General features: G+C 58.5%; 18 protein-coding genes and 2 pseudogenes. 9 read left to right on the top strand and 11 right to left on the bottom strand.

The genetic code is table 11. The features are described 5' to 3' along the window. The first annotated feature begins 41 nt into the window (after positions 1-41). The 6 genes from PHQ58_RS21595 to PHQ58_RS21570 are packed head-to-tail and all read left to right on the top strand — an operon-like array spanning position 42 to position 5,798. Positions 42-830 (top strand): CbbQ/NirQ/NorQ/GpvN family protein, encoded by a 789-nt coding sequence (locus tag PHQ58_RS21595; protein WP_300115550.1) that lies wholly within the window; start codon positions 42-44, stop codon positions 828-830. An 18-nt stretch (positions 831-848) separates the two neighbouring features. Then, positions 849-1,826 carry a 4Fe-4S binding protein gene (locus PHQ58_RS21590; protein WP_300115548.1) on the top strand — a complete coding sequence of 326 codons (978 nt, stop codon included), beginning with the start codon at positions 849-851 and terminating at the stop codon, positions 1,824-1,826. Then, on the top strand, positions 1,826-3,652 hold the full coding sequence (locus tag PHQ58_RS21585) for a VWA domain-containing protein (RefSeq protein WP_300115546.1): 1,827 nt from the start codon (positions 1,826-1,828) through the stop codon (positions 3,650-3,652). Before PHQ58_RS21590 ends, PHQ58_RS21585 begins: the two co-directional genes overlap by 1 nt. A gap of 12 nt (positions 3,653-3,664) precedes the next feature. Continuing rightward, on the top strand, positions 3,665-4,909 hold the full coding sequence (locus PHQ58_RS21580; protein WP_300115544.1) for an NnrS family protein: 1,245 nt from the start codon (positions 3,665-3,667) through the stop codon (positions 4,907-4,909). Further along, complete coding sequence (locus PHQ58_RS21575; RefSeq protein WP_300115541.1) at positions 4,863-5,516, top strand: cytochrome c oxidase subunit 3 family protein; 654 nt, start codon at positions 4,863-4,865, stop codon at positions 5,514-5,516. The genes PHQ58_RS21580 and PHQ58_RS21575 overlap by 47 nt, the downstream gene beginning before the upstream one ends. Before the next feature lie 12 nt (positions 5,517-5,528). After that, positions 5,529-5,798 (top strand): cytochrome C oxidase subunit IV family protein, encoded by a 270-nt coding sequence (locus PHQ58_RS21570; protein ID WP_300115539.1) that lies wholly within the window; start codon positions 5,529-5,531, stop codon positions 5,796-5,798. A gap of 30 nt (positions 5,799-5,828) precedes the next feature. Here the strand turns inward: PHQ58_RS21570 and PHQ58_RS21565 are convergent, their stop codons facing one another. Genes PHQ58_RS21565 through ccoG form a run of 3 tightly spaced genes read right to left on the bottom strand, consistent with a single transcriptional unit; the run spans position 5,829 to position 8,731 of the window. Further along, positions 5,829-7,019, bottom strand: a complete 1,191-nt coding sequence (locus tag PHQ58_RS21565; RefSeq protein ID WP_300115536.1) for an NnrS family protein — start codon at positions 7,017-7,019, stop codon at positions 5,829-5,831. 2 nt (positions 7,020-7,021) lie between these two features. Next, entirely contained in the window at positions 7,022-7,243 is a 222-nt protein-coding gene (locus PHQ58_RS21560) for a DUF3079 domain-containing protein (protein WP_300115533.1), read from the bottom strand. 21 nt (positions 7,244-7,264) lie between these two features. Next, entirely contained in the window at positions 7,265-8,731 is a 1,467-nt protein-coding gene (gene ccoG / locus PHQ58_RS21555) for a cytochrome c oxidase accessory protein CcoG (protein WP_300115531.1), read from the bottom strand. Positions 8,732-8,830: 99 nt separating this feature from the next. On the opposite strand from ccoG, the gene PHQ58_RS21550 reads away from it, so the two are divergent. Continuing rightward, positions 8,831-9,337: an Rrf2 family transcriptional regulator gene (locus tag PHQ58_RS21550; RefSeq protein WP_300115528.1), complete on the top strand. Its 507-nt coding sequence runs from the start codon at positions 8,831-8,833 to the stop codon at positions 9,335-9,337. Positions 9,338-9,380: 43 nt separating this feature from the next. Here PHQ58_RS21550 and PHQ58_RS21545 read toward each other — a convergent pair whose 3' ends face one another. The 7 genes from PHQ58_RS21545 to PHQ58_RS21515 all read right to left on the bottom strand — a co-directional run bounded on the left by PHQ58_RS21545 (position 9,381) and on the right by PHQ58_RS21515 (position 17,126). Beyond that, a complete protein-coding gene (locus PHQ58_RS21545) occupies positions 9,381-10,094 on the bottom strand; it encodes a response regulator (RefSeq protein ID WP_300115526.1) in 714 nt (237 codons plus the stop codon). A gap of 25 nt (positions 10,095-10,119) precedes the next feature. Then, a complete protein-coding gene (locus PHQ58_RS21540; RefSeq protein WP_300115524.1) occupies positions 10,120-12,033 on the bottom strand; it encodes a type IV pili methyl-accepting chemotaxis transducer N-terminal domain-containing protein in 1,914 nt (637 codons plus the stop codon). Positions 12,034-12,073: 40 nt separating this feature from the next. Next, positions 12,074-13,261 (bottom strand): beta-ketothiolase BktB, encoded by a 1,188-nt coding sequence (bktB, locus tag PHQ58_RS21535; RefSeq protein WP_300115522.1) that lies wholly within the window; start codon positions 13,259-13,261, stop codon positions 12,074-12,076. A 104-nt stretch (positions 13,262-13,365) separates the two neighbouring features. Beyond that, on the bottom strand, positions 13,366-14,127 hold the full coding sequence (locus PHQ58_RS21530) for an SDR family NAD(P)-dependent oxidoreductase (protein ID WP_300115520.1): 762 nt from the start codon (positions 14,125-14,127) through the stop codon (positions 13,366-13,368). A 25-nt stretch (positions 14,128-14,152) separates the two neighbouring features. After that, entirely contained in the window at positions 14,153-14,794 is a 642-nt protein-coding gene (locus tag PHQ58_RS21525; protein ID WP_300115518.1) for a pseudouridine synthase, read from the bottom strand. Next, complete coding sequence (locus tag PHQ58_RS21520) at positions 14,787-16,931, bottom strand: PAS domain-containing sensor histidine kinase (protein WP_300115516.1); 2,145 nt, start codon at positions 16,929-16,931, stop codon at positions 14,787-14,789. Before PHQ58_RS21520 ends, PHQ58_RS21525 begins: the two co-directional genes overlap by 8 nt. 48 nt (positions 16,932-16,979) lie before the next feature. Then, positions 16,980-17,126 (bottom strand): hypothetical protein, encoded by a 147-nt coding sequence (locus PHQ58_RS21515; protein WP_300115514.1) that lies wholly within the window; start codon positions 17,124-17,126, stop codon positions 16,980-16,982. Positions 17,127-17,172: 46 nt separating this feature from the next. Between PHQ58_RS21515 and PHQ58_RS23715 the strand changes: the two are divergent. After that, a pseudogene (locus PHQ58_RS23715) lies at positions 17,173-17,292 on the top strand (hypothetical protein); the annotation flags it as partial. A 2-nt stretch (positions 17,293-17,294) separates the two neighbouring features. Here PHQ58_RS23715 and PHQ58_RS23710 read toward each other — a convergent pair. Continuing rightward, positions 17,295-18,029: pseudogene (locus PHQ58_RS23710) on the bottom strand (cytochrome c); the annotation flags it as partial. A 1,228-nt stretch (positions 18,030-19,257) separates the two neighbouring features. Here PHQ58_RS23710 and PHQ58_RS21505 point away from each other — a divergent pair. After that, complete coding sequence (locus PHQ58_RS21505) at positions 19,258-20,634, top strand: tryptophanase (RefSeq protein WP_300115508.1); 1,377 nt, start codon at positions 19,258-19,260, stop codon at positions 20,632-20,634. Positions 20,635-21,034 lie beyond the last annotated feature (400 nt).

Below are 21,034 nucleotides of genomic sequence, written 5' to 3'. Positions count from 1 at the left end.
CATGATGCACCGCCGGGTCAAGGCTGCCTGAGCCTGCGCATATGTCAACCCTTCCTTTTTATGCCGAGCAGGCAGGTGAATGCACCTTGTTTGAACATGCCTGGCGCAAACAATTGCCGCTGCTCATCAAGGGCCCGACGGGGTGCGGCAAAACCCGCTTTGTCGAGCACATGGCGGCACGCCTGAATCGGCAGCTGGTCACCGTGTCATGCCACGATGACCTGAGTGCGGCTGACTTGGTGGGGCGCTTTTTGATTGGCAACGGAAGCACGCAGTGGTCAGACGGGCCCTTGGCCCGGGCTGTGCGCCTGGGCGCCATTTGCTACCTTGACGAGGTGGTGGAGGCGCGAAAAGACACCACGGTGGTGTTGCACCCACTGGCCGATGACCGGCGCATTTTGCCGATTGAGCGTACCGGCGAGGAGCTGGCAGCCCCGCCGGAATTCATGCTGGTGATCTCGTATAACCCTGGCTATCAAAACTTGCTTAAGGGTCTCAAACCCAGCACCCGCCAGCGCTTTGTCAGCCTGAGCATGAATTACCCCAGCCCGCAGGTTGAGTTGGAGATTGTGCGCAATGAAACTGGTATTTCCGAGGCGCAGGCCAAACAGTTGGTGCAATTGGCCAAAGCCCTGCGCGCGCTGACAGAGCATGACCTGGAAGAAACCGCCAGCACACGCTTACTGGTGTCTGCAGGAAGGCTGATCGCGTCGGGTTTGCCGCTGCAGGTTGCCTGCCAAGCCGCCATTATTGACGCACTCACTGACGACCTGGCCACGGCGCAGGCGCTGGCCGAAGTGGTGCGCGCGCTGTTTGGCGATGCCGCCTGACGCGTTCCAGGCCATTGCATGAAACAGTCGAAGCCCAGCAAACTCGCCCCAGCGCGACTGCAGCAGTGGCGGCTGGCCACCCAAATTGGTTTTTTTGCGCTGTTTGTGTTGGCCCCGGCGCTCAACCTGTTGCGCTTTGACTTGACCGATACCCAGCTCTGGTTTTTTGGGCAACGCTGGTCGCTGGGCATTGACGCCCTGGCCAACGGGCAAATCAGCGCGACGGACGCCGCGCTGCAACTGGTTTGGCGCGCCTTTGTGCCCGCCTTGCTGGTCGTGGCCGTGTTTCTGGGTGTGGCCTACCGTTATGGCCGGCTGTATTGCGGCTGGTTGTGTCCGCATTTTTCGATGGTGGAGTTGCTCAACAAGCTGTTGCACCATGCTTGCGGCAAATTGAGCATTTGGGACAAAAGCCCCACACCCAGACCGGGCGCTGCCCCCCATTCAGGCTGGTGGCCGCTGTTTGGTTTGAGTTGTGCCCTGATGGGTTTTCTTTGGGCGATAACGCTGCTCACTTACCTGCTGCCGCCCGCTGTCATTTGGGGTGGCTTGATGGAGGGCACGTTGACGCCCAATCAAACCCGATTTCTGCTGATTGCCAGCACGGTGTTTACGCTGGAATTTGCTTTTGCCCGCCACTTGTTTTGCCGCTTTGGCTGCGCTGTTGGCCTGTTCCAAAGCCTGGCCTGGATGGCCAACCCCAAAGGCATGGTGGTGGCGTTTGCCCGAGAGCGCGCCCGTGAGTGCAAAACCTGCGATGCCCCGCGCGGTTCTGCGTGTGACAACGCCTGCCCCATGCGCCTGAACCCACGCAACATCAAGCGCATGATGTTTTCATGTGTGCAGTGTGGTCAGTGTTTGACGGCGTGTGATGCCACGCAGCAAGCGCAGCAGCGCACACCCACGCTGGAATGGCAAGTGGGTGTGGAGGCTCTGCGTGAAACCTTGCGCCAACGCAAGCGCGAGCAAGAACAAGCGCACGAGGAGCGGCACTGATGGAAGAGATGGTCGGACGCTGGTGGCACCAGGCCATCACCAAGGTGACCCGTCTGGATCACCCGGCTGCGGCAGTGCAATTGCAAGACATGCAAAAGTGCATTGGTATCTTCTTTCGCGCTGCTGGCGGCCTACCCGCGTTGCGTTTTACCCCTGCCTCCATGCAGGCGGTTGGCGGTCAGCGGCACTGGTTGCAAAAGCTGGCGGGCAGCGGCCAACGCGCTGACACGGCCCAGTTGGAGCCGGATGTGTTGGCGCTCCCCGCCACCCTGGCCGTGTTTGACGATGTGCAACTCAACCGTGACCTGTACCTTTGGCTGGCCATGTTGTCGGCGTGTTTTGTCCATCGAGGTGACTGGGTTAACGACAACCTGATGGCAAGTCAAACGGCGCTGACGCAGTTTCCTGGCTTTGTCACAAGATACCAGGCACTGTTGCTGGCCCACTTGGCGCAACGCCCCGATCCGGCTCATTTGCACGGGATTGCGGCGCAAACGGAAGCCGCCGTGCAGGCGGCTTTAATGGGGCAGGGCAATGCGGGGCATGCCTGTCAGCCTCAGGATGTTGCCGCTGTCTGGTTGTGGCTGAGCACCAGTGCTACCGCCACAGAAAATCGCCCGGCCAGTCACAAATCCGCAGAGGCGCGCCAGCAACCAGCCGCGCTCAAGGACCAGCAGCGCCGCCGCACCCAGGCCACCTCCCACGAGCAAAGCCGCAACCCCATGGTGTTGCCATTTCGCGCTGAAGCGCTGATGTCCTGGAGCGAGATGGTCCACGTCAACCGAAGTACGGACGACGACGAAGACGGCAACGCCCTGAACGCAGCCAACGACATGGACAAGCTGTCGGTTGCCCCTGATGGGCAAACACTGGCTTCGCGCGTCAAATTTGATTTGGATTTGCCCAGCAGCAGCGCCGATGACACGCCCGTAGGCCCCGGCATTGCTCTGCCTGAGTGGGACTATCGGCGTGCCGTGCTGCAGCCAGACCATTGCCTGGTGCAGGTGATGCAGGCGCAACATTGCGCGCCTTTCACACCTTCGGCGGCTTTGCGTCTCACAGCAAAACGCCTGCGCCGACGCCTGGAAACCCTGCGCGATGCCCCACGCGCCGTGCACGGCCAGGACAGCGGGAATGATGTTGACCTGGATGCCTGGGTGCGTTTTCACGCCGACCAGCTGGACACTGCCACGCCTTACAGCGACACACCACCCGTCTACACACGCCGGGCCCGGCTTGACCGCAGTCTGGCCACGCTGTTGCTGGCCGACCTGTCCTTGTCCACTGATGCCTTCGCCACGGCGAACGCGAGGGTCATTGATGTGATCCGCGATGCATTGTTTGTGTTCGGCGAGGCGCTGCACGCCGCCGGTGACCCGTTCGCCATCTGGGGGTTCAGCTCAGTGCGCCGACAGCATGTGCGCATGCAGCACATCAAAACCTTTGATGAGTGCTGGAGCGATGCCAGTCGCGCCCGTGTTGGGGCCATCAAACCCGGTTATTACACCCGTATGGGCGCTGCGATTCGCCACGCCACTCTCCAATTGGCTCATCGCCCCGAGCGCAAACGCCTGCTGATGCTGCTCACCGATGGCAAACCCAATGACCTGGACGTTTACGAAGGACGCTACGGCCTGGAAGATACGCGCCAGGCGGTGCGCGAGGCACATGCGGCAGGCTTGATCCCGTTTTGCGTCACCATCGACGAAAAAGCCCACGACTATCTGCCCATGCTGTTTGGCCAGAACGGTTATGCCATGGTGCGCCACCCACAAGACCTGGTGCGACAACTGACCCAAGCATGGGCCACGTTGTCACGCCGGTAACACGATGAACGTATGACATACCGCTGGCGCTTGCACCACCTGTTGCTGGCACCGCATCGACTAGCGTTCTTGATGGCGGCCGTGATGCTGGGCACGTGCGCACTCTGGTGGGCGGGGCTGTTGTTGGCGCGCGCTTTGCAGTGGCCGACGAGTCCGGTCGTTCCTGCACCCTTGATCCACGCGCTGGTGATGAGCCTGGCGTACATGCCACTGTTTTTTTGCGGGTTTTTGTACACCGCGGGGCCCAAATGGCTCAAGCTTCCCGCAGTCAGTGCGCGCAGTCTGTTGCCCGCATTGGCCACTTTGATGACAGGTTGGGCAGTCGCTTGGATCGGAATGCATTGGCAATTGCAGATAGCCGCTTTGGGCATGGGGCTGGTGGCCGTGGGCTGGGCAGCTTTGAGCCTGAGGTTTGCGCACATGGTGTGGTGCAGCCGGGTGAGTGACAAGACACACACGGCACTGGTCAGTGTCGCTTGCCTGATGGGGGTCGGGGTGATGTTTGGGCTGGCTGTGTCACTGGCGCGCAATTCAACGCCGCTGCTGCGCACCGGCATCCAAATGGGAATCTGGTGGTTTTTGGCGCCAGTATTCGCGGTGGCGTCACACCGCATGGTTCCGTTTTTTAGCGCCAGTTTGATTGAAAGACTCGATGCCTGGCGACCCAACTGGGTGTTGACTGTGATGCTCGGTGCGCTGTTGTTTGAAGGGGTAGTCAGCGTGGCCGACCTGTGGTGGTGGCCCCAGCCGCAGGCGCTGCGCTGGCTGGAGTTTGGGGTTGAGGCGCCGCTGGCAGTGCTGATGCTGGGCTTGGCGGCGCGTTGGGGTTTCATTCAAAGCCTGAAGATTCGTCTGTTGGCCATGTTGCACGGTGGTTTTGTGTGGCTGGGTATGGCACTGGGGCTCAATGCTGTGTCGCACGCGTTAATGGCCACCAGCGGCGATATCGCGTCGCTGGGCCTGGCACCTTTGCATGCCATGGCCATGGGTTATATGGGGTGCACCATGTATGCCATGGTCACGCGGATCAGCAGTGGCCATGGCGGACGCAAAGAATCAGCCGACAACATGGTCTGGTGGCTTTACTGGGTGTTGCAGGCTGCGGTGATGTTGCGGGTCAGCGCAGCCATGGTCGACGCCTATTCGCAGACGTTGACGCTGGCTGCTGTCGCCGCGTGGTGTGTGGCCATGGTGGGCTGGGCGGTGCGTTATGGCTATTGGTTTGGCACACCCCGGCCGGATGGTCGAGATGGGTAAAGAGAGGGTTGACGAGATGATTGTGGACAGGGTGAATGTGCCCGTGGCTGACAGCCCACGTCTGGCAGGTGATCTGGCGGTGTGGCTCATCATCGTGGCGGAATTGCTGGCGTTTGGCATTCTTTTCTTGTCTTATGCCTTTGCCCGCACGTTTGATTTGGCGCTGTTCAATGCGTCTCAGCGCACGCTCGATTTGAATTCTGGCGCCATCAACACGGCCTTGTTGATCACCGGGAGCTGGTGTGTGGTGCGTGCCGTGCAGGCCGTCAAGCAGGATGCATCGAAAGCAGGTGCACGCTGGCTGTTGGCGGCCCTGGTCTGCGGCGGTGGTTTTGTAGCCATCAAGCTGATGGAATTTTCAGCCAAGGCGCAGGCGGGCATCGATTTGTCGACCAACACCTTTTACATGTTCTACATTTTGTTGACCGGGTTCCACTTTTTCCATGTGCTGGCGGCCATGATTTTTTTGACGATCCTGCTGGTCAAGACCCGTGCCGGACGCTACGGCAGCCACGACGCTCATGCGCTTGAGACCGGTGCCGCCTTTTGGCACATGGTGGATTTGCTGTGGATTGTGTTGTTCCCGTTGATTTACGTGATGCGCTGAAGCGCCAGATCCATGCTGAAATTTTCAACCAACGTCCTTTGGCTGCTGTTGCTGGCGGCCACCGGGCTCACTTATTGGCTCGGCGAGTCTGGCCAAGTGGGCCAGGCCAGCATGGTGCCTGTGTTCGTCATCTTCGTGGTGTCGTTTTTCAAGGGCTTTTGGGTCATCAACGACTTCATGGAATTGCGCCATGCGCCCAGCTTGTGGCGCAATCTACTGGTGGGCTGGCTGGGCTTTGTCGTCAGCATGATTCTGCTGGCGTACTGGCTGGGTTCGCGGTGAACCACAAGCCCACCAGCCTGCTGACACAACTTAGCCGTCTTTGCCATCCCTGCGCGCCAGCAACAGCCAGGGGGTGTAGCGCCACATGAAGATCAGAAACGCCGCACTCCAAGCAGACGCCGATGCCATCAGGGCATAGCTGTACCACGCTGGCATCAGCATGGGCAACAACACCCGCAGCACAGCGGCCAGCATGACCAGCAGGTAAGCGGCCGTTTCCAGTGCGTCGACTTGCAGGGGGCGCCCGGTGTGGCCGCGTGACGTGCGTGTCATCATGCCGATGATCAAGCCACCGGTGGCACCCACCGCCAGCGCATGCACACCCAGCGAGGTGGTGATCCAACCTATTTGCGCCATGGCAAGCATCGCCAGCCCAAGTGACAGCCAAAGATATGAAAAGTGCAGAATCCAGACAATCGGGCGGCTCAGCGTGGCCAGCGGCTTCCAGCGCAGCTGGCGGCTCAAGTTAAGTGCGCTGGCCAGGGCCAATGCTGCCGCCGCCAGGCCGCTGTGCCAACCTGCCACCCACAACACCAAACCAACGGCCGTAGCGGCCAAGGCACTGCGTTCCAGCCAAACAATGGGTTCAATCTTGATGCCCAGTGCGGTGGCGGTAAAAAATGGCACCACGCGCCCGGCCATCACGCATTCAATCATCACGATGAAGCCCAGTCCTGCGTATAAACTGTTCATCGGTGCAAGGTCGATGGTGCCAGTTGCAGACAAATGGAAGGTCAGATTGACCAGGGAAAGCAGCAACAGAATAAGCGCCAGAGGGACGTTGCGCCAATTTTTTGAGCGCATCAGTAAACGCAAAAAAATGAGCCCCACAATGGGTAACAGCGCCAGATCCAGCACTGCAAAAACCGCATACGGCGCCACCAGCGAGGCCACGCGGGCACTGAGCCAGAGCAAAATCAAAAAACCCAAGGCCGGGCCGCGCGGGGTTGCCAGACCCGTCCAGGTTTTGCCGGCTGTCATCAAGAAGCCCACGATGACCGCGATGGCAAACCCAAACAACATTTCATGCGCATGCCAGAGCAGTGCCGGCGGCGTGGGTGCCCAGCTGATGGCGCCAAGAAAGACGGCCACCCAAAGCGGCACGATCAGCGTACCAAGCAGCGCAGCGCCAAGATAAAACGGGCGAAAGGCCAGTCGTAACCACGGCATGCCGTAGGGCGCTGGAGTGGCCTGCGTTTGGCCGAAGATGGGTAATGACATGCTTACTTTCCTGGGTTGGTATCTGGGAGGGCGGTTGGGGCGCTGGGTGTGTCGACTGGTGCCAATTGCTGGTCGCCCCAGGTCAGCCAGTCGTCACCAAAAAGCTCTGCGGGATGTGGTGAGCGCTCGTTGGTGCATGCCATGGCATCGGTGGCACAAAATTGGTCACAACCCCAGCAGATGCGTTCAGGGTTTGCGGGATGAATCGGGAATTTTTTAGCCATGACTCGGGTCGGTTTGCAGGCTTAGCGTGGCACCACAAATGTGGACTTTTCTTCTACCGACACAACTTCCCCATCGTTCTGGGCGTCAACCCTGAACATGATCGGGCTGGCTTTGCCCCGGTGCGTTTGTGCAGCGCCAGCTGGCAAAGTCAGCCGGATGGTCAATGACCCAATACCTGCGGCGGGTACGCTTAAGGTCGGATCGGTTGCCATTTTCAGGCCCGCCATACCCTGCACGCTGGCGTGATAGGTTTGCGGGGTTTCAGTGGTGTTCATGACTTGCAGGCGGTAAAGGTTTTCGATGTCTCCATTGCCCGCTTCGCGGGCCATCGTGCCACGGTCCTTGATGATGTCCACCGCAAACCCCTTGCGCGTGGCCAAGCCGCCAACAAAGAGGGAAAGGGCCACCAGAAACAGCAAACCGTAGGCCCACACGCGTGGGCGCCACACCCGTTTTACCATCTGTTTTGGCGTCAACTTGTCGGCCATGCCCTTGCCGGACGAATAGCGAATCAGTCCTTTGGGGTAATTCATTTTTTCCATCACCTCGTCGCAGACATCAATACATGCAGCGCACGCAATACATTCGTTTTGCAAGCCGTTGCGGATATCAATGCCGGTGGGGCAAACCTGCACACACAGCGTGCAGTCAATGCAGTCGCCCAAACCCAAGGCCTTTGTGTCGGCGGTGCGTGCGCGCGAGCCCCTGGACTCACCGCGCGCAGTGTCGTAGGCAATAACCATTGAATCCATGTCGGTCAGGGCGCTTTGAATGCGGGCGTAGGGGCACATCTGCTTGCAGATTTGCTCACGCAAGTAACCGGCGTTGCCGTAAGTGGCAAAGCCATAAAACAACACCCAAAACCATTCCCATGGCGACAAGGACAGGGAGATGAGTTCGCTCGCCAAATTGTGAATGGGTGTGAAATAGCCGACAAAAGTAAAACCGGTGAACAAACTCAAACTGATCCACAAGAGTTGTTTGGCGCTTTTTTGGAAAATCTTCTTTGTTCCCCAAGGCGCCTTATCCAGTCGCATACGTGCCAGCCGGTCGCCTTCGGTGATGCGCTCCAGCCACAGAAAAATTTCGGTGTAAACCGTTTGTGGGCATGCGTAGCCGCACCACAATCGGCCTGCCACGGCGGTAAAGAAAAACAATGTCAGGGCTGCAAGCACCAGCAAAACCGCCAGATAGATCAGGTCTTGCGGATGTAGCACCAGATCAAAGATGAAAAACCGGCTGCCTGAGAAGTCAAATAAGACCGCCTGCCGATCATTCCACTGTAGCCACGGTATGCCGTAAAAAACCAGTTGTGTCACCCACACCATGACCCACCGCAAGCGAGCAAACACGCCACGCACCGAGCGTGAATAAATTTTGTCCTGGTCCTGGTAGAGCGAAACCAAATCATCTGAACTGCTTGCTGCGCTTGTTTGCGTGGAAACCAGTTGGATCGGAATGACTTTGGCGTTGGACGACTTTTTCATGAAGGGTACATCGGCGCTTTAAAGGTGAACATTGTATGAATGTTATTTTATCCTGATAATAGTTATCCTGAATGCACCTTAAATTTTCTGTTTTAACCTATGCGCCTGACCCAATGGACTGACTACACCCTGCGTGTGCTGATGTACTGTGCTTCCAGTCTGGAGCGCACCGAGCCGGTGACGATCACCGAAATTGCCGATAGCCACGGCATTTCACGCAGCCACCTGACCAAGATCGTGCAGGAACTGGCCGCGCGCGGCTGGCTGGAAACCACACGGGGGCGCGGTGGCGGCATGCGCTTGTTAGTCAACGCCAAAGAAATCTCTTTGGGTGAGATCGTGCGTGCCACCGAGACCGATTTTGCGATGGTGGAATGTTTTGATGCGGCACAAAACCAATGCCGCATCAGCACACACTGCCGGCTTAAAGGTGTGCTGAATCAGGCCACAGAGAGATACTTGGCCGTGCTGGATGGTGTCACGCTGGCGGATCTGGTGGCACCGGTTGCAAGCAGTGGTAACTTGCTCGTGTTGCGACGCATGCCACTGGTTCCTGGTCTGCCAAGCTCGACGGTAAGAGCCGTCATCGGTAAACCCTCGCTGTGACCTACGTCGGCATGTTTTGCCAGTTTTGGTGGCCTTGCGCCACTTAAAGCAGCCCGTGCTCCGAGGCGATCACCGCAGCATGGACTCGGGAACTGACGCCGAGTTTGCGCAAAATGTGTTGCACATGAATTTTGACGGTGGTTTCCACAATGCCATGTTCGCGAGCGATTTCCTTGTTGCTGGCGCCGCGGGTAATGCCGCGCAATATGTCAAGCTCACGTGGGGACAGGCTGGCGACTGCTTGCGCTGCGGGCGTCACAGTTTTGTGGGCTGACGCGCCTGGCCCTGTGTCCTTGCCGGGCACTGACTTCAGGGCTGAGCTCCTGTAGGCAGCAACCAACTTGCCCATCATTTCAGGCGCAATGATGCTATCGCCTTGAAAGGCTCGGTGCACCGCAGCGGTCAGGTCGTCGCCTTCCATGGTCTTGAGTAAATAGCCGCTGGCGCCGCCATGCAGGGCGGCTGCCAGGTCGTTCTCATCCTCACTCACGGTCAGCATCAAGATACAGGTGCTGGGTGCAGCCTCCAATAACGCGGGCAACGCATCTACCCCGTTGACACCAGGAAGATGGTTGTCCAGCAAGATGACATCCGGCTGCAGTTCTTGGGCTTTGCGCAAGGCCTGGCCGGCATCAGCCGCATCGCCCACCACCACCAGATCTGTGTCACGTGCCAGAAGCGCGATCAAGCCGCGACGAAACAGCGTATGGTCATCAACCACCAGAAGTCGAATCGGCGTGGTGTCTGGTGAGGTCATTGGCATTTGTTGAAAGTTGTAGATGTCAAGCAGCTTGTGGGTTGTCGATGCGCGCGGCGCTTGTGGTGCTGGGGTGCGACGGCGTGGGCAGGGTGAGTATCACCGAGCTGCCGCGTGACGGTGTTGACACCACTTCAATGGTGGCGCCAATGCGTTGGGCACGCTCGGTCATGATGCGCATTCCGACATGGGTCTCGTCGTATTGGTCAGTTTCGGGGTTGAAACCGATGCCATCGTCGCGCACCTCTAGCCGCCATGCTGGTTGCTGCTGGACATCTAACCAGGCTTGTGAGGCATGGGCGTGCTTGCGCACGTTGGACAAGGCTTCCTGAATGATGTGCAGCACCTGAATCTGCACGTCGGGCGTCAGTGGCAAGCCCTGTCCCTGGATCGTTAGGGTCGTCTTGATGCCGCTTTGGTGCTCGAATTTTTGCAGCGTGGTGGCCAGCGCCGGCTCAATGTCTTCGGTGTTGGCACGCGTTCTAAAGTGCAACAGCAATTCCCGCACATCACCATAACTTTCTTTCACGCCCACATCGATTTCTTCCAGAATTTTGGCAACATCGGGCTCGTTGCAGGTTTTGATGGCATCACGCATCAACTGCACTTGTATTTTTAAAAACGCCAGAGACTGTGCAATTGAGTCATGCAGTTCGCGCGCCAAAAGGTGACGTTCTTGAGACACCGCAGCTTCTTTTTCAAGCGAGTTCAGACGCAAGTTTTCCATACCACTGGCCAAGTGACTGCTCAGGGCCTCCAACAATGATCGCTCTGAAGGGCTAGGGTTGATGCGGGCATGAAAAAACAGGTCGACCTCTCCCATCACTCTATCGTGCAGCCGCACGGGGATGGTGATCACAGTTTCAAACCCGGCCTGGGCGCAATGCGACATGGGGGCGGGCGTAGCGTCCCGGATTGGGATCACGTTAAGTGTGCTACCCACGGCAGCACCGCAATGGCAGTCGCCAGCGTACAGGCACTGCTCGGCATCCACCATGGCGGCAGGCAGTCCGTGCGCGGCCAGCATCAGATGGCGCTGGCCGCCTTGGCTGGACCAACGTAGGGCCACGCCGTCGGCATGCGAAATCTTGGCGATGTTTTTGGTGAAGTCTTGCGCCAAGGCATCCAGCGAGGTGGCTTGTGCCACCAGGTTGGTGACGGCGTAAAGGCTCTCAAGCCGCTCGGACTTCTCTTGCAACAAACTGGTCTTCTCGGCAACCTTGCCTTCGAGGTTTTTGTACATGGACTGCAGGTGCTCGGCCATGCCATTAAAACCATCGGCAAGGGTTCCAAATTCGTCGCTTGATACGCGCTCGACCCGTGCATCAAAATCACCGAGCTGGATTCTTTCAATGGCTTGTTTGAGTTGTCCTACGGGCTCCAATACAAACAGGTAACCGGTGTACAACAGCACGGTAGCGCCCACGATGACACAGGCCAGCATGCTCATTTGCAGCAAATGGAGCAGTGCGGTCCATTGGGCGATGTGCACCTCGATGCTGTTCACAAACGCATCGATGTCGGAGGCAAAGGCCACGGTGTCTGCGCGCAGCTCGCCAAAAACTGTCGGTTTGGCATGAATCCATTGGGCTTGGTAACGCGCCCAGTCGGCCTCAACCACGGCAAAGCGCTGGGTGGTGTCATCGTCCCAAGGTACAAACAGGGGACGTTCTGGATCACCTAATTTCAAGGTGGCAAGGCTGCGGTCGAATTCAGCCGCCTGGCCTGGCAACTGGTCGACCTCACCGGTGCCGATAGACAGCGACATGCGGTAGGACTGCATGCGCATCCGACCGGCTTCATTGACGGCTGCCGCACCACCATCGAGCTGCCACGACACCCACAGTGTGGCTGCTGTGGCGATGAACACCAGCAGCAGAAACGGCGCACCCACCATCAGCAGCTTGGCGCCCAGATTCCAGTGTCGGGTAGATGCCATGGTGGGTTGCCCTGCCGCAGTCGGGCTGCCAGTTTATGGCTTAAGCGACGCGCTCAAAAATAGCGGCAATGCCTTGGCCGCCGCCAATGCACATGGTGACCAGCGCATAACGACCGCCAATGCGTTCCAGCTCATACAGCGCCTTGACAGTGATCAGCGCTCCAGTTGCGCCAATCGGGTGACCCAGCGAAATGCCTGAGCCATTGGGGTTGACCTTGGCAGGGTCTAGCCCGAGGTCGCGGCTGACGGCGCAAGCTTGTGCAGCAAAGGCCTCGTTGGCTTCAATCACGTCCAGGTCAGCAATCGTCAAACCTGCCTTTTTCAGGGCCATTTGGGTGGCAGGCACAGGGCCGATGCCCATGTATTTGGGGTCCACACCTGCGTGAGCGTAAGCCACCAGACGTGCCAGTGGTTTGAGGCCGCGCGCTTTGGCCGTGCCAGCTTCCATCAACACTACTGCAGCCGCCGCGTCGTTGATGCCAGAGGCATTGCCGGCGGTGACGGTGCCGTTTTCTTTCAGGAAAGCAGGCTTTAACTTGGCCATGTCGGCCATGGTGCAATTCGGGCGGAAATGCTCGTCGGTGTCAAACACCACGTCGCCTTTGCGGCTCTTCAGAGTGACGGGCATGATCTGGCTTTTGAAATAGCCGCCCTCAATGGCACGTTGTGCACGGTTGTGACTTTCTACGGCCAGTGTGTCTTGGTCTTCACGGCTGATCCCCCACTTGGCGGCAATGTTTTCGGCGGTGACACCCATGTGGATGGTGTGAAACGGGTCATGCAAGGCACCCACCACCATGTCAACCATCTTGGTGTCACCCATGCGTGCGCCCCAGCGCATGTTCAGGCTGGCATAGGGTGCGCGGCTCATGCCTTCGGCGCCGCCGCCAATGGCGATGTCGCAGTCGCCCAGCAAGATGGATTGGCTTGCGTTGACGATGGCCTGCAGGCCTGAGCCGCACAAGCGGTTCACGTTGTAAGCTGGCACACCTTCAGCACAACCGCCGTTGATGGCGGCTACGCGTGACAAATACATGTCTTTGGGTTCGGTGTTGACCACATGGCCAAACACCACGTGGCCTACCTCGTCACCTTTGACCTGGGCGCGGGTTAACACTTCGCGCACGATCTGGCCGGCCAATTCGGTCGGGGCAATGTCTTTGAGGCTGCCGCCATAGGTACCAATGGCGGAACGGGCACCGCTCACAATCACAACTTCACGGGTCATTTCAAGTCTCCTCTTTGGGGTTAATAAATAATTACGGCGCCATCTTAGCGCTGTTTTCTGACTGAATCCGGACGCTTTGCCCGCACACCTTGGGTTTGCAAGGTCTAGCTGGCATCGCGTACATCAGCCACAGCCTGCTGGCCAAAGTCTGGGCGTTGCAACCATACCAGCACACGTTTTGCGGCGTCGCTGGCGGAGGTGAGCTGGCCCGATTGTTTCAATTGGGCAAAACCTGCCTGGTCTGGAAACGTATCCGGGCTGGCGCCGCGCAATTGGGTTTGCATGTTGGTGTCGATGACACCTGGTGCCAGTGAGCAAACCTTTGCGCCGTTGGCCAAGCGCGCCTCATCCAATGCCAAACAACGCGTGAAATGGTCCATGCCAGCTTTGGCAGCGCAATAAGCTGCCTGCGACGCCATGGGCCGGCGGCCCAAGCCCGATGAAATGTTGAGTACTTTTCGTGGCGTGGGCAGGGCTAGTGTGGCCTTCAAAAAGGCTGCGCTCAGCAGCATGGGTGCTTCCAGGCCGACCCGCAAAGCACGTGCCAATTCCAGCGGGTTAGAGGCACTCAAGGGGGCAATGGCCGGGATCATGCCTGCGTTGTTGATCAAGGTGGCGCTTTTGAGCGAATCGGGCGCGAGGGCATTGAGCCAATGCATAAGTTGGCTCGCCACAGGCTGGGCGTCTGCCAGGTCACATGACCATTGCTCGATCAGGCAAGCCTTTTCGTTAGCCAGACTGGCCAAGGCCAGATTTGCGTGGCGCGAGATGCACAGCAGTTGATGATGAGGCGCCAGCAATTGCTCAGCCATGGCAAGCCCCATGCCACGCGATGCGCCGGTGAGGATGTAGAGGTGCTTTGCCATAGGTTTACGTCCAGGAATACATGGGTTAAAAGGGAGTGGGGCTGACGAAATGCATGGGGCGAAGGTCCGCTGGATGCGTAAGTTCAAGCGCGCAGGCGTGCAGCAGCAGCCGGTTGCATCTGGCCGCAACCTCGGGCGAAGCATAAAGCTGGTCGCCCAGAATGGCGTGGCCAATGGCCTGCAGGTGCACCCTGAGTTGGTGCGACCTGCCCGTGATGGGCTCTAGGGCCACGCGTGAGGTGCCGTTGATTGGGTTTGTGGCGAGCACTTGCCAGCGGGTGGTGCTGGGCTTGCCATGCTGCGAATCAATGATGCGTTTGGGACGATTCGGCCAGTCCAGAAAAATCGGCAAATCGATCAGCTGCGAGGCGTCGTCCGTGGTGTCCATCACGCCTTCGACCACCGCTTCGTAGCGTTTTTGGACACTGCGTGCGGCAAAAGCATCGTTCAGGCTGCGCTGCGCTGCGGTGCCACGCGCCATCACCAGCAGGCCTGAAGTGGCCATGTCAAGCCGGTGCACCACTAGCGCATCGGGAAAATGTTGCTGGGCGCGGCGGCTCAGGCAGTCTTGTTTGTCCTCGCCACGACCCGGGACGCTCAACAGGCCGGCAGGCTTGTCCAGCACCAACAGGGTGTCGTCCACAAAAACAACGGCGAGCTCACTCAAGTCGGGGTGTCTCGGTGAGCAGTTTTTGCACGGTGGCACAGAGTTCGTCGACGTCATTGGGCTTGTGAATCAAGGCCCTTGCACCGGCTGCCAGCGCGTCGCGCTCAATGTCGGGCGTCACATAGCCTGATGCCAGGGCTACCGGAAGTCCGGGCAGCAGCGTCTTGACCTCACGCAACAAATCCACACCGCTGAAACCAGGCATGTTGTAGTCGGTGACCAGCAGGTCGCACGCCGCATGGTTTTGACGCAGCATGGCAAGAGCTTGCTGCGGATCGGTGAAGGTGATGACCCGGTAACCCCGGCGAGTGAGCAAGCGCTTGACCAAAAAAACCAGCGCTTCGTCGTCATCGACATACATCACACATTGACCCGCCCCCATCTCGGCGACAGTTTCAGTGGGTGCTGCGCCTGCGGGTTCGATGGCGGCATCAGACACTGGAAAATACAGCGTGAAGGTGCTGCCTTGCCCGAGGGCGCTTTGCACCTGCACGTTGCCCATGTGCGCGCGCATGATGCCGTGCACCACAGATAGACCAAGCCCAGTACCCTGGCCAACCGGCTTGGTGGTGAAAAACGGCTCAAAAATGCGCTCAAGCGTGGCTTCACTCATGCCGCTGCCAGTGTCACTCACAGTGATCTTGACATGCTGTCCCCTCAGGCCACCCCGCCGCTCAAAGGTGTCATCAGGCGTGCGCAGGGCGTAGGCCAGTTCAACCCGCAGCGTGCCGGGCGTTTGTGCCATGGCGTGAATGGCGTTGGTGCACAAATTGAGCAGCGCTTGCTCAATTTGTGTGGCGTCTGCCAGCACCGGCGGGGTTGTCTCATCAATACTGGCCTGCAGCGTGACATGCGGTGGCATGGTGACCTTGATCAGTCGAAGGGTTTCATGCACGACGTCCGCCAATTGCAGCGGCGCACGGTGGGGGGGCTCGTTGCGGCTGAAGGTCAAGATTTGACGCACCAGGTCACGCGCACGTCGCCCGGCCTTGTCAATTTCGACCAAGCTGGTGGCCACGCCACCTTCTGGGCCGGCATCAAGCCTAGCCAGGGCCACGTTGCCCAGGATGGCACTGATGATGTTGTTGAAATCATGCGCAATACCACCCGCCATGGTGCCAATGGCCTGCATTTTTTGCGACTCACGCAGCTGCGACTCAAGCACTGTGCGATGTGCTTCCATCTTTTTTCGGGCGGTCAGGTCGCGGGCAAACAAGGTGATGACCTCGCCATCGTCGTCGTGCTCAAACGACACGCTCACCTCCAGTGAGACGTTGTCGCCCAAGCTGGTCAGTCCAATCATTTCACCCAATTGCGCATGGCTGGTGATGTCGCCGTAGGACAGGGCACACGCGGCGTCGGGCAAAAAATCAGTCAGTGGACGCCCCAGCGCCTGTTCGGTGCTGCACTGAAACACGGTGGCGGCTGTGGGGTTGAAGACAATGACCTGATGGTTTTTGTCAACGCACAAAATCGCGTCGAGCGACGAGTTGATGATGGCGGCCAGCCTGGTTTTGCTTTGCAGAAGTTGCTCATTGCCCGCCTGCAGCGCCTGGGTGCTGAGTTGCAGCGCGTGTCGTTGCGCTAGCAGCGGGCCTTGGTCAATGATGGCGCAAATGAATCGCGGCAGGTCGCTGAGCGGGTCATCGATGTGTGCGATGTATAGGTCGCCTGTGAAAGCGCCATTTGAACCACCTGAAAATTCAAGCTCGTCGAGTTCGTAGGAGCCTTGCTCCTTGGCCAGCAAAAAACCCAGCCGCACGCGGTCGCGGCCTTCCGGTTTCACCAGTGGGTACAAAAAGCTCAGGGGCGGGTCGCGCTCAAGCGGGCGAAACAAGTCCAAGGCTCGTCCGTTTGTTTCCAGCACCTGACCGGTTTCTTCTACCACCATGAGCGCCAGCGGCACATGAGAAAACAAGGTGACAAAACGCTCGGACGCGCCCTCTGCCTCGGCCTGGCTGAAGCGCAGCGCCTTGTTTTGAATTTCGAGCTCGGCGTGGTACTGGCGCAGGTTGTCTACCAAGCGGGCGTTCGAGAACTTGTCGGCCAAACCAGGAGCACGCCTGCTAGGCCCACCCAAGCGCTTGAGTGGTGTGGCAGACGGCTGTTTACGGGGGCGCGGAAAAGGCCGAATCATGCGGGAAATGCCGCAAGCGGTGGTTCGGCCGTTGCCGCATTCATGGGCTCAGCGTGGTGCGTTTTTCAGCTTGCCGCGCACTGGAACCACGGTGGTGACGGTTGGTCGTACCGCATCAGCTGACACCGGTTTGGGAGGCGATGTGTCCTTCTTTGGTTTTTTGACCATCTTGTTGGTTTGTTGACCTTTTGCCATGTCTGTTCTCCTGGGGGGTTAAGTTAGCTGTCGTTAATTTGGAACCATGCAATTATCGTTGCGTTGGCGCTTTTTTTGTGGTCAGGCTGGTCAATGTGTTTGCCGGTCCCGCAGGCGATTAACCTCTTGCTCGGTCACGGCATGGGCCCGGTTGCCCCAGGCATTACGCACGAAGCTCAGAACCTGCGCAATGTCCTGGTCGCCCAGTTCGAGCACAAAGGGCGGCATGCCAAAAGGTCGTGGGTTGGCCGCAGTAACCGGTGCAAAACCACCATGCAAAACGGTCTGAATCAGGTTGCTGCTGTTGCTCATTAACACGGCACGGTTTCCCGCCAGGGCGGGGTAGGTGCCGCTGACACCTTGGCCGTTACGGCCATGGCAGTCGGCGCAATGGGTGGCGTACAGGGTTTGGCCTGATTCAAATGCGCCGGGCAGCGGTGCTGTCGTTTTTTCTGTCGCTTGTGCGGGTGCAGCAATGGCCACTGACTTCAAGTAAACCACCATGGCTTGAAGGTCGGCGTCTGTCATGTACTGGGTGCTGCCTTGCACCACCAGCGCCATGGGGCCGTTGGCTGTGCTGTGGTCTGCCGCGCCAGTTTTGAGAAGTTTCAGCAGGTCGGCCTGGTTTTGAGCATCAACACCGCCCGCAACGGCTGAAAGCAACGAGGGTGCGTACCAATTTTGCACCGGTATCAGACCACCGCCCAAGGTATTGCCGGTTTCGCTGGCGCCCGTGGCGTTGCGCGGGGTGTGGCAGGTGCCGCAATGCCCCAGGCCATTAACCAAATAGGCGCCCCGATTCCACTGGGCAGACTGCGTGGCATCAGGTACATCTACTTGTGGACTGAAATAGAGCGTGCGCCATGCCAGCAATGCGGCCTGCGTATTAAGTGGCCAGCGCATTTCATGAGGACGGTTCGGGGCGCTGGCCGGTGGCAAGGTCTGAAGGTAAGCAAACATGGCGTCTGAGTCGGCACGGGTGACGCGGCTGTACTCGGTGTAGGGAAACGCCGGGCTGAGCAGGCGACCATCACGCGACTTGCCGTGGTGCAAGGCCTGCCAAAAATCATCCTTGCCCCAATTGCCCAGCCCGGTGGCCTTGTCGGCGGTGAGGTTGCTGGAAAACGTGGTGCCAAACGGCGTGTCAATCGCGCGGCCACCAGCGTAAGGCACGCCACCGGGGATGGTGTGGCAGGTTTGGCAATTGCCCACGCGGACCAGGTAAGCGCCTTGTGTGGCAAGTGGTGTCAATGGGCTGGACGCTGCGGCTGCCTTGGGTGTTGCAGCGGCCCTGACTGGGGTGCCGCCACAGGTCATTTCCTTGATGCCCGCAGGCCAGGGTGGCATGTGGGCTTGTGGCTTGGTGTTGGCGGGCAGGGGCTGCGCCGCCAGCCAGTGCGTCACTGCGGCCACGTCGTCGTTGCTCAGGCGGCTGGCAATGTGGCTCATGCAGTCAGGCGACTGGGCGCGACGCTGGCCGGTGCGCCAGCCACCGAGCTGAGCGTTCAGGTAGTCACGTGGCAAGCCTAGCAAGCCGGGCACATGCGGCGCGGTGCCAGTGAGCGCTTCGCCGTGACATTGCTGGCAAGGTGGAATGTCACGACTCGGGTCGCCCAAGGTGATCAGCGCTTGGCCGCGCGCCATGACAGCTTTTGTGGCTGTGCTGGTTGCAGGCGCTGGGTAGGGCGCATTGAGCGCTGAAAAATACTGCGCCATTTCCAGCAAATAGGCGTCCGACAAAGGCTCCAGCAGGCTGGCCATGGGCCGGTAATGACGCCTGCCGTCACGGATGTTGAGCAACTGGTTGTACAAATAGCCGGCGGGTTTGCCAGCCAGTCGCGGGTAATAGCCGTCAGGCCCGGCGCGGCCTTGGTTTCCGTGGCAGCCGGTGCAGGCCTTGGTGCGTTGTGCCATGCTGTCTTCAAAAACAGGTGTTGCAGTGGCAATATGGCACAGGCAAAGCAGGGCAGCGGTGATCAACAAACGAATGGGCATGGCTTTGGTGGCGATAAAGAGCTTGGGCGCGTATCGTGAAGCGTACACACTTTTTTGAGGTGTTGGAAATACCCGACACCACGACCTGTTTTGCAGTGCTACCTTTGCGCCCACTTCAAATTTTACAGATCACACCATGCCCAAAACCCTGATTGAACCGTTTCGCATCAAGAGCATTGAACCCATTCGCATGACCACGCGAGAGGAGCGTGTACAACTGCTTGAGGCTGCCAAACTCAACGTCTTCAAGCTGCGCGCCGAAGATGTGTTGATTGACTGGTTGACCGACTCCGGCACCGGCGCCATGTCTTCAAAACAGTGGGGCGCCATCATGGAAGGTGACGAGAGCTATGCCGGCGCCCGCAGCTTTTACCGGCTTGAAAAAGTGATTCAGGACATCACCGGCATGCAGTACTTTGTGCCAACGCACCAGGGTCGCGCCGCTGAAAAAGTGCTGTTTACCGCAGTGTGCAAAAAGGGCGACGTTGTGCCCAATAACTCGCACTTTGACACCACCCGAGCCAACCTGGAGTTTCTGGGTATTGAGGCGGTGGATCTGGTCATACCGGAAGGTTTACAACCCGCACTGATTTACCCATTTAAAGGCAACATTGATCTGGCGCGCGTAGAAGCCCTGTTGAAAGCGCAGGGCGAGCGCATTCCCTTTGGCATGATCACCGTCACCAACAACACCGGTGGCGGCCAGCCGGTGTCAATGGCCAACATTCGCGCCTATGCCAAGTTGCTCAAAGCGCACGGCAAACCGCTGATCATGGACGTGTGCCGCTTCTCTGAAAACGCCATGTTCATCAAGATGCGTGAACCGGGCTACGAGAACACATCCATCAAGCAAATCGTGCAGGAGATGTTCAGTTACGCCGATGGCGCCACCATGAGCGCCAAAAAAGACGGCATGGTCAACATCGGCGGCTTCATCGTGCTGCGCAGCGAGGAATGGATGGATGCCGTGCGCAATGTGCTGATCATGACTGAGGGTTTCCCCACTTACGGCGGCTTGGCCGGACGCGACCTGGAGGCACTGGCTGTGGGGCTGGAAGAGGGCATGCAGGAAGACTACCTGCGCTACCGCTTGCGCACGGCAGAGTATTTGGGTGAACGGTTGGAGGTCGCGGGTGTGGGATTCGTCAAACCGACTGGCGGCCACGCCGTGTACATCGACGCGCGCACCGTTCTGCCCGACATGCCGGTGGCCCACTATCCCGCTTGGGCGCTGTGCAACGCGCTGTACCTGGAGGGCGGCATTCGCGGCGTTGAAATTGGCTCGGTAATGTTTGGCAAGCGTTTGCCTGATGGCACCGAGACTTATCACAACATGGAACTGGTGCGCCTGGCCTTTCCGCGGCGCATGTACACACAAAGCCACTTTGATTACGCGGCCGAGGTAATTGACGAGGTCAAGCAAAAAGCTGCCAGCATTCGTGGTGTGAAAATTACCAAACAGCCACAGTTTCTAAGGCACTTCACCTGCGAATGTGCCTGGGTGGATCGATAAAAATCCTATAAGCATTTTTAGCCTATATGCCTTGTGCAATAAGCGTAAGTAGCTATTAACAATATAGCGATGACGTTGATTGAAAAGAATGTAATCGCTGTGGCGTTCAACTTGCTGCGTAGAAAGTGACTAACTCATTTGCCAAGCAATATTCACCTTCAGTGCGAGGTGTATATGAGGCAACAGCTCCAACGGCCAGTAGTCAACGAGCAATGAGTAACGGGCGTCAGTCTGAACCTCAATGTCAATATGGGCGCAACTGGTGGGCCCACAACGCAGCGTTATGCAAAGACCCCAGTTATGAGAAGTTCGCCTTCAGAGTAGGCTGGCAAGCCGCGTAAACGCTTGCGATTTGCGATTAGTTTGAGCGTTGCGCTGGACATAATTTCGCTTATCTGGC

This window comes from Rhodoferax sp., assembly GCF_028688795.1.
Classification (GTDB): Bacteria; Pseudomonadota; Gammaproteobacteria; order Burkholderiales; family Burkholderiaceae_C; genus Rhodoferax.
The sequence above is the reverse complement of the archived record's forward strand: the minus strand, read 5'-3'. Positions and strand labels throughout refer to the sequence as shown.

Bases quoted from the DNA above. Each gene is read 5' to 3' on its own strand.
- PHQ58_RS21595 (WP_300115550.1), top strand. From the start codon at position 42: ATGTCAACCCTTCCTTTTTATGCCGAGCAGGCAGGTGAATGCACCTTG.
- PHQ58_RS21590 (WP_300115548.1), top strand. From the start codon at position 849: ATGAAACAGTCGAAGCCCAGCAAACTCGCCCCAGCGCGACTGCAGCAG.
- PHQ58_RS21585 (WP_300115546.1), top strand. From the start codon at position 1,826: ATGGAAGAGATGGTCGGACGCTGGTGGCACCAGGCCATCACCAAGGTG.
- PHQ58_RS21580 (WP_300115544.1), top strand. From the start codon at position 3,665: ATGACATACCGCTGGCGCTTGCACCACCTGTTGCTGGCACCGCATCGA.
- PHQ58_RS21575 (WP_300115541.1), top strand. From the start codon at position 4,863: ATGGCTATTGGTTTGGCACACCCCGGCCGGATGGTCGAGATGGGTAAA.
- PHQ58_RS21570 (WP_300115539.1), top strand. From the start codon at position 5,529: ATGCTGAAATTTTCAACCAACGTCCTTTGGCTGCTGTTGCTGGCGGCC.
- PHQ58_RS21565 (WP_300115536.1), bottom strand. From the start codon at position 7,019: ATGTCATTACCCATCTTCGGCCAAACGCAGGCCACTCCAGCGCCCTAC.
- PHQ58_RS21560 (WP_300115533.1), bottom strand. From the start codon at position 7,243: ATGGCTAAAAAATTCCCGATTCATCCCGCAAACCCTGAACGCATCTGC.
- ccoG (WP_300115531.1), bottom strand. From the start codon at position 8,731: ATGAAAAAGTCGTCCAACGCCAAAGTCATTCCGATCCAACTGGTTTCC.
- PHQ58_RS21550 (WP_300115528.1), top strand. From the start codon at position 8,831: ATGCGCCTGACCCAATGGACTGACTACACCCTGCGTGTGCTGATGTAC.
- PHQ58_RS21545 (WP_300115526.1), bottom strand. From the start codon at position 10,094: ATGACCTCACCAGACACCACGCCGATTCGACTTCTGGTGGTTGATGAC.
- PHQ58_RS21540 (WP_300115524.1), bottom strand. From the start codon at position 12,033: ATGGCATCTACCCGACACTGGAATCTGGGCGCCAAGCTGCTGATGGTG.
- bktB (WP_300115522.1), bottom strand. From the start codon at position 13,261: ATGACCCGTGAAGTTGTGATTGTGAGCGGTGCCCGTTCCGCCATTGGT.
- PHQ58_RS21530 (WP_300115520.1), bottom strand. From the start codon at position 14,127: ATGGCAAAGCACCTCTACATCCTCACCGGCGCATCGCGTGGCATGGGG.
- PHQ58_RS21520 (WP_300115516.1), bottom strand. From the start codon at position 16,931: ATGATTCGGCCTTTTCCGCGCCCCCGTAAACAGCCGTCTGCCACACCA.
- PHQ58_RS21515 (WP_300115514.1), bottom strand. From the start codon at position 17,126: ATGGCAAAAGGTCAACAAACCAACAAGATGGTCAAAAAACCAAAGAAG.
- PHQ58_RS21505 (WP_300115508.1), top strand. From the start codon at position 19,258: ATGCCCAAAACCCTGATTGAACCGTTTCGCATCAAGAGCATTGAACCC.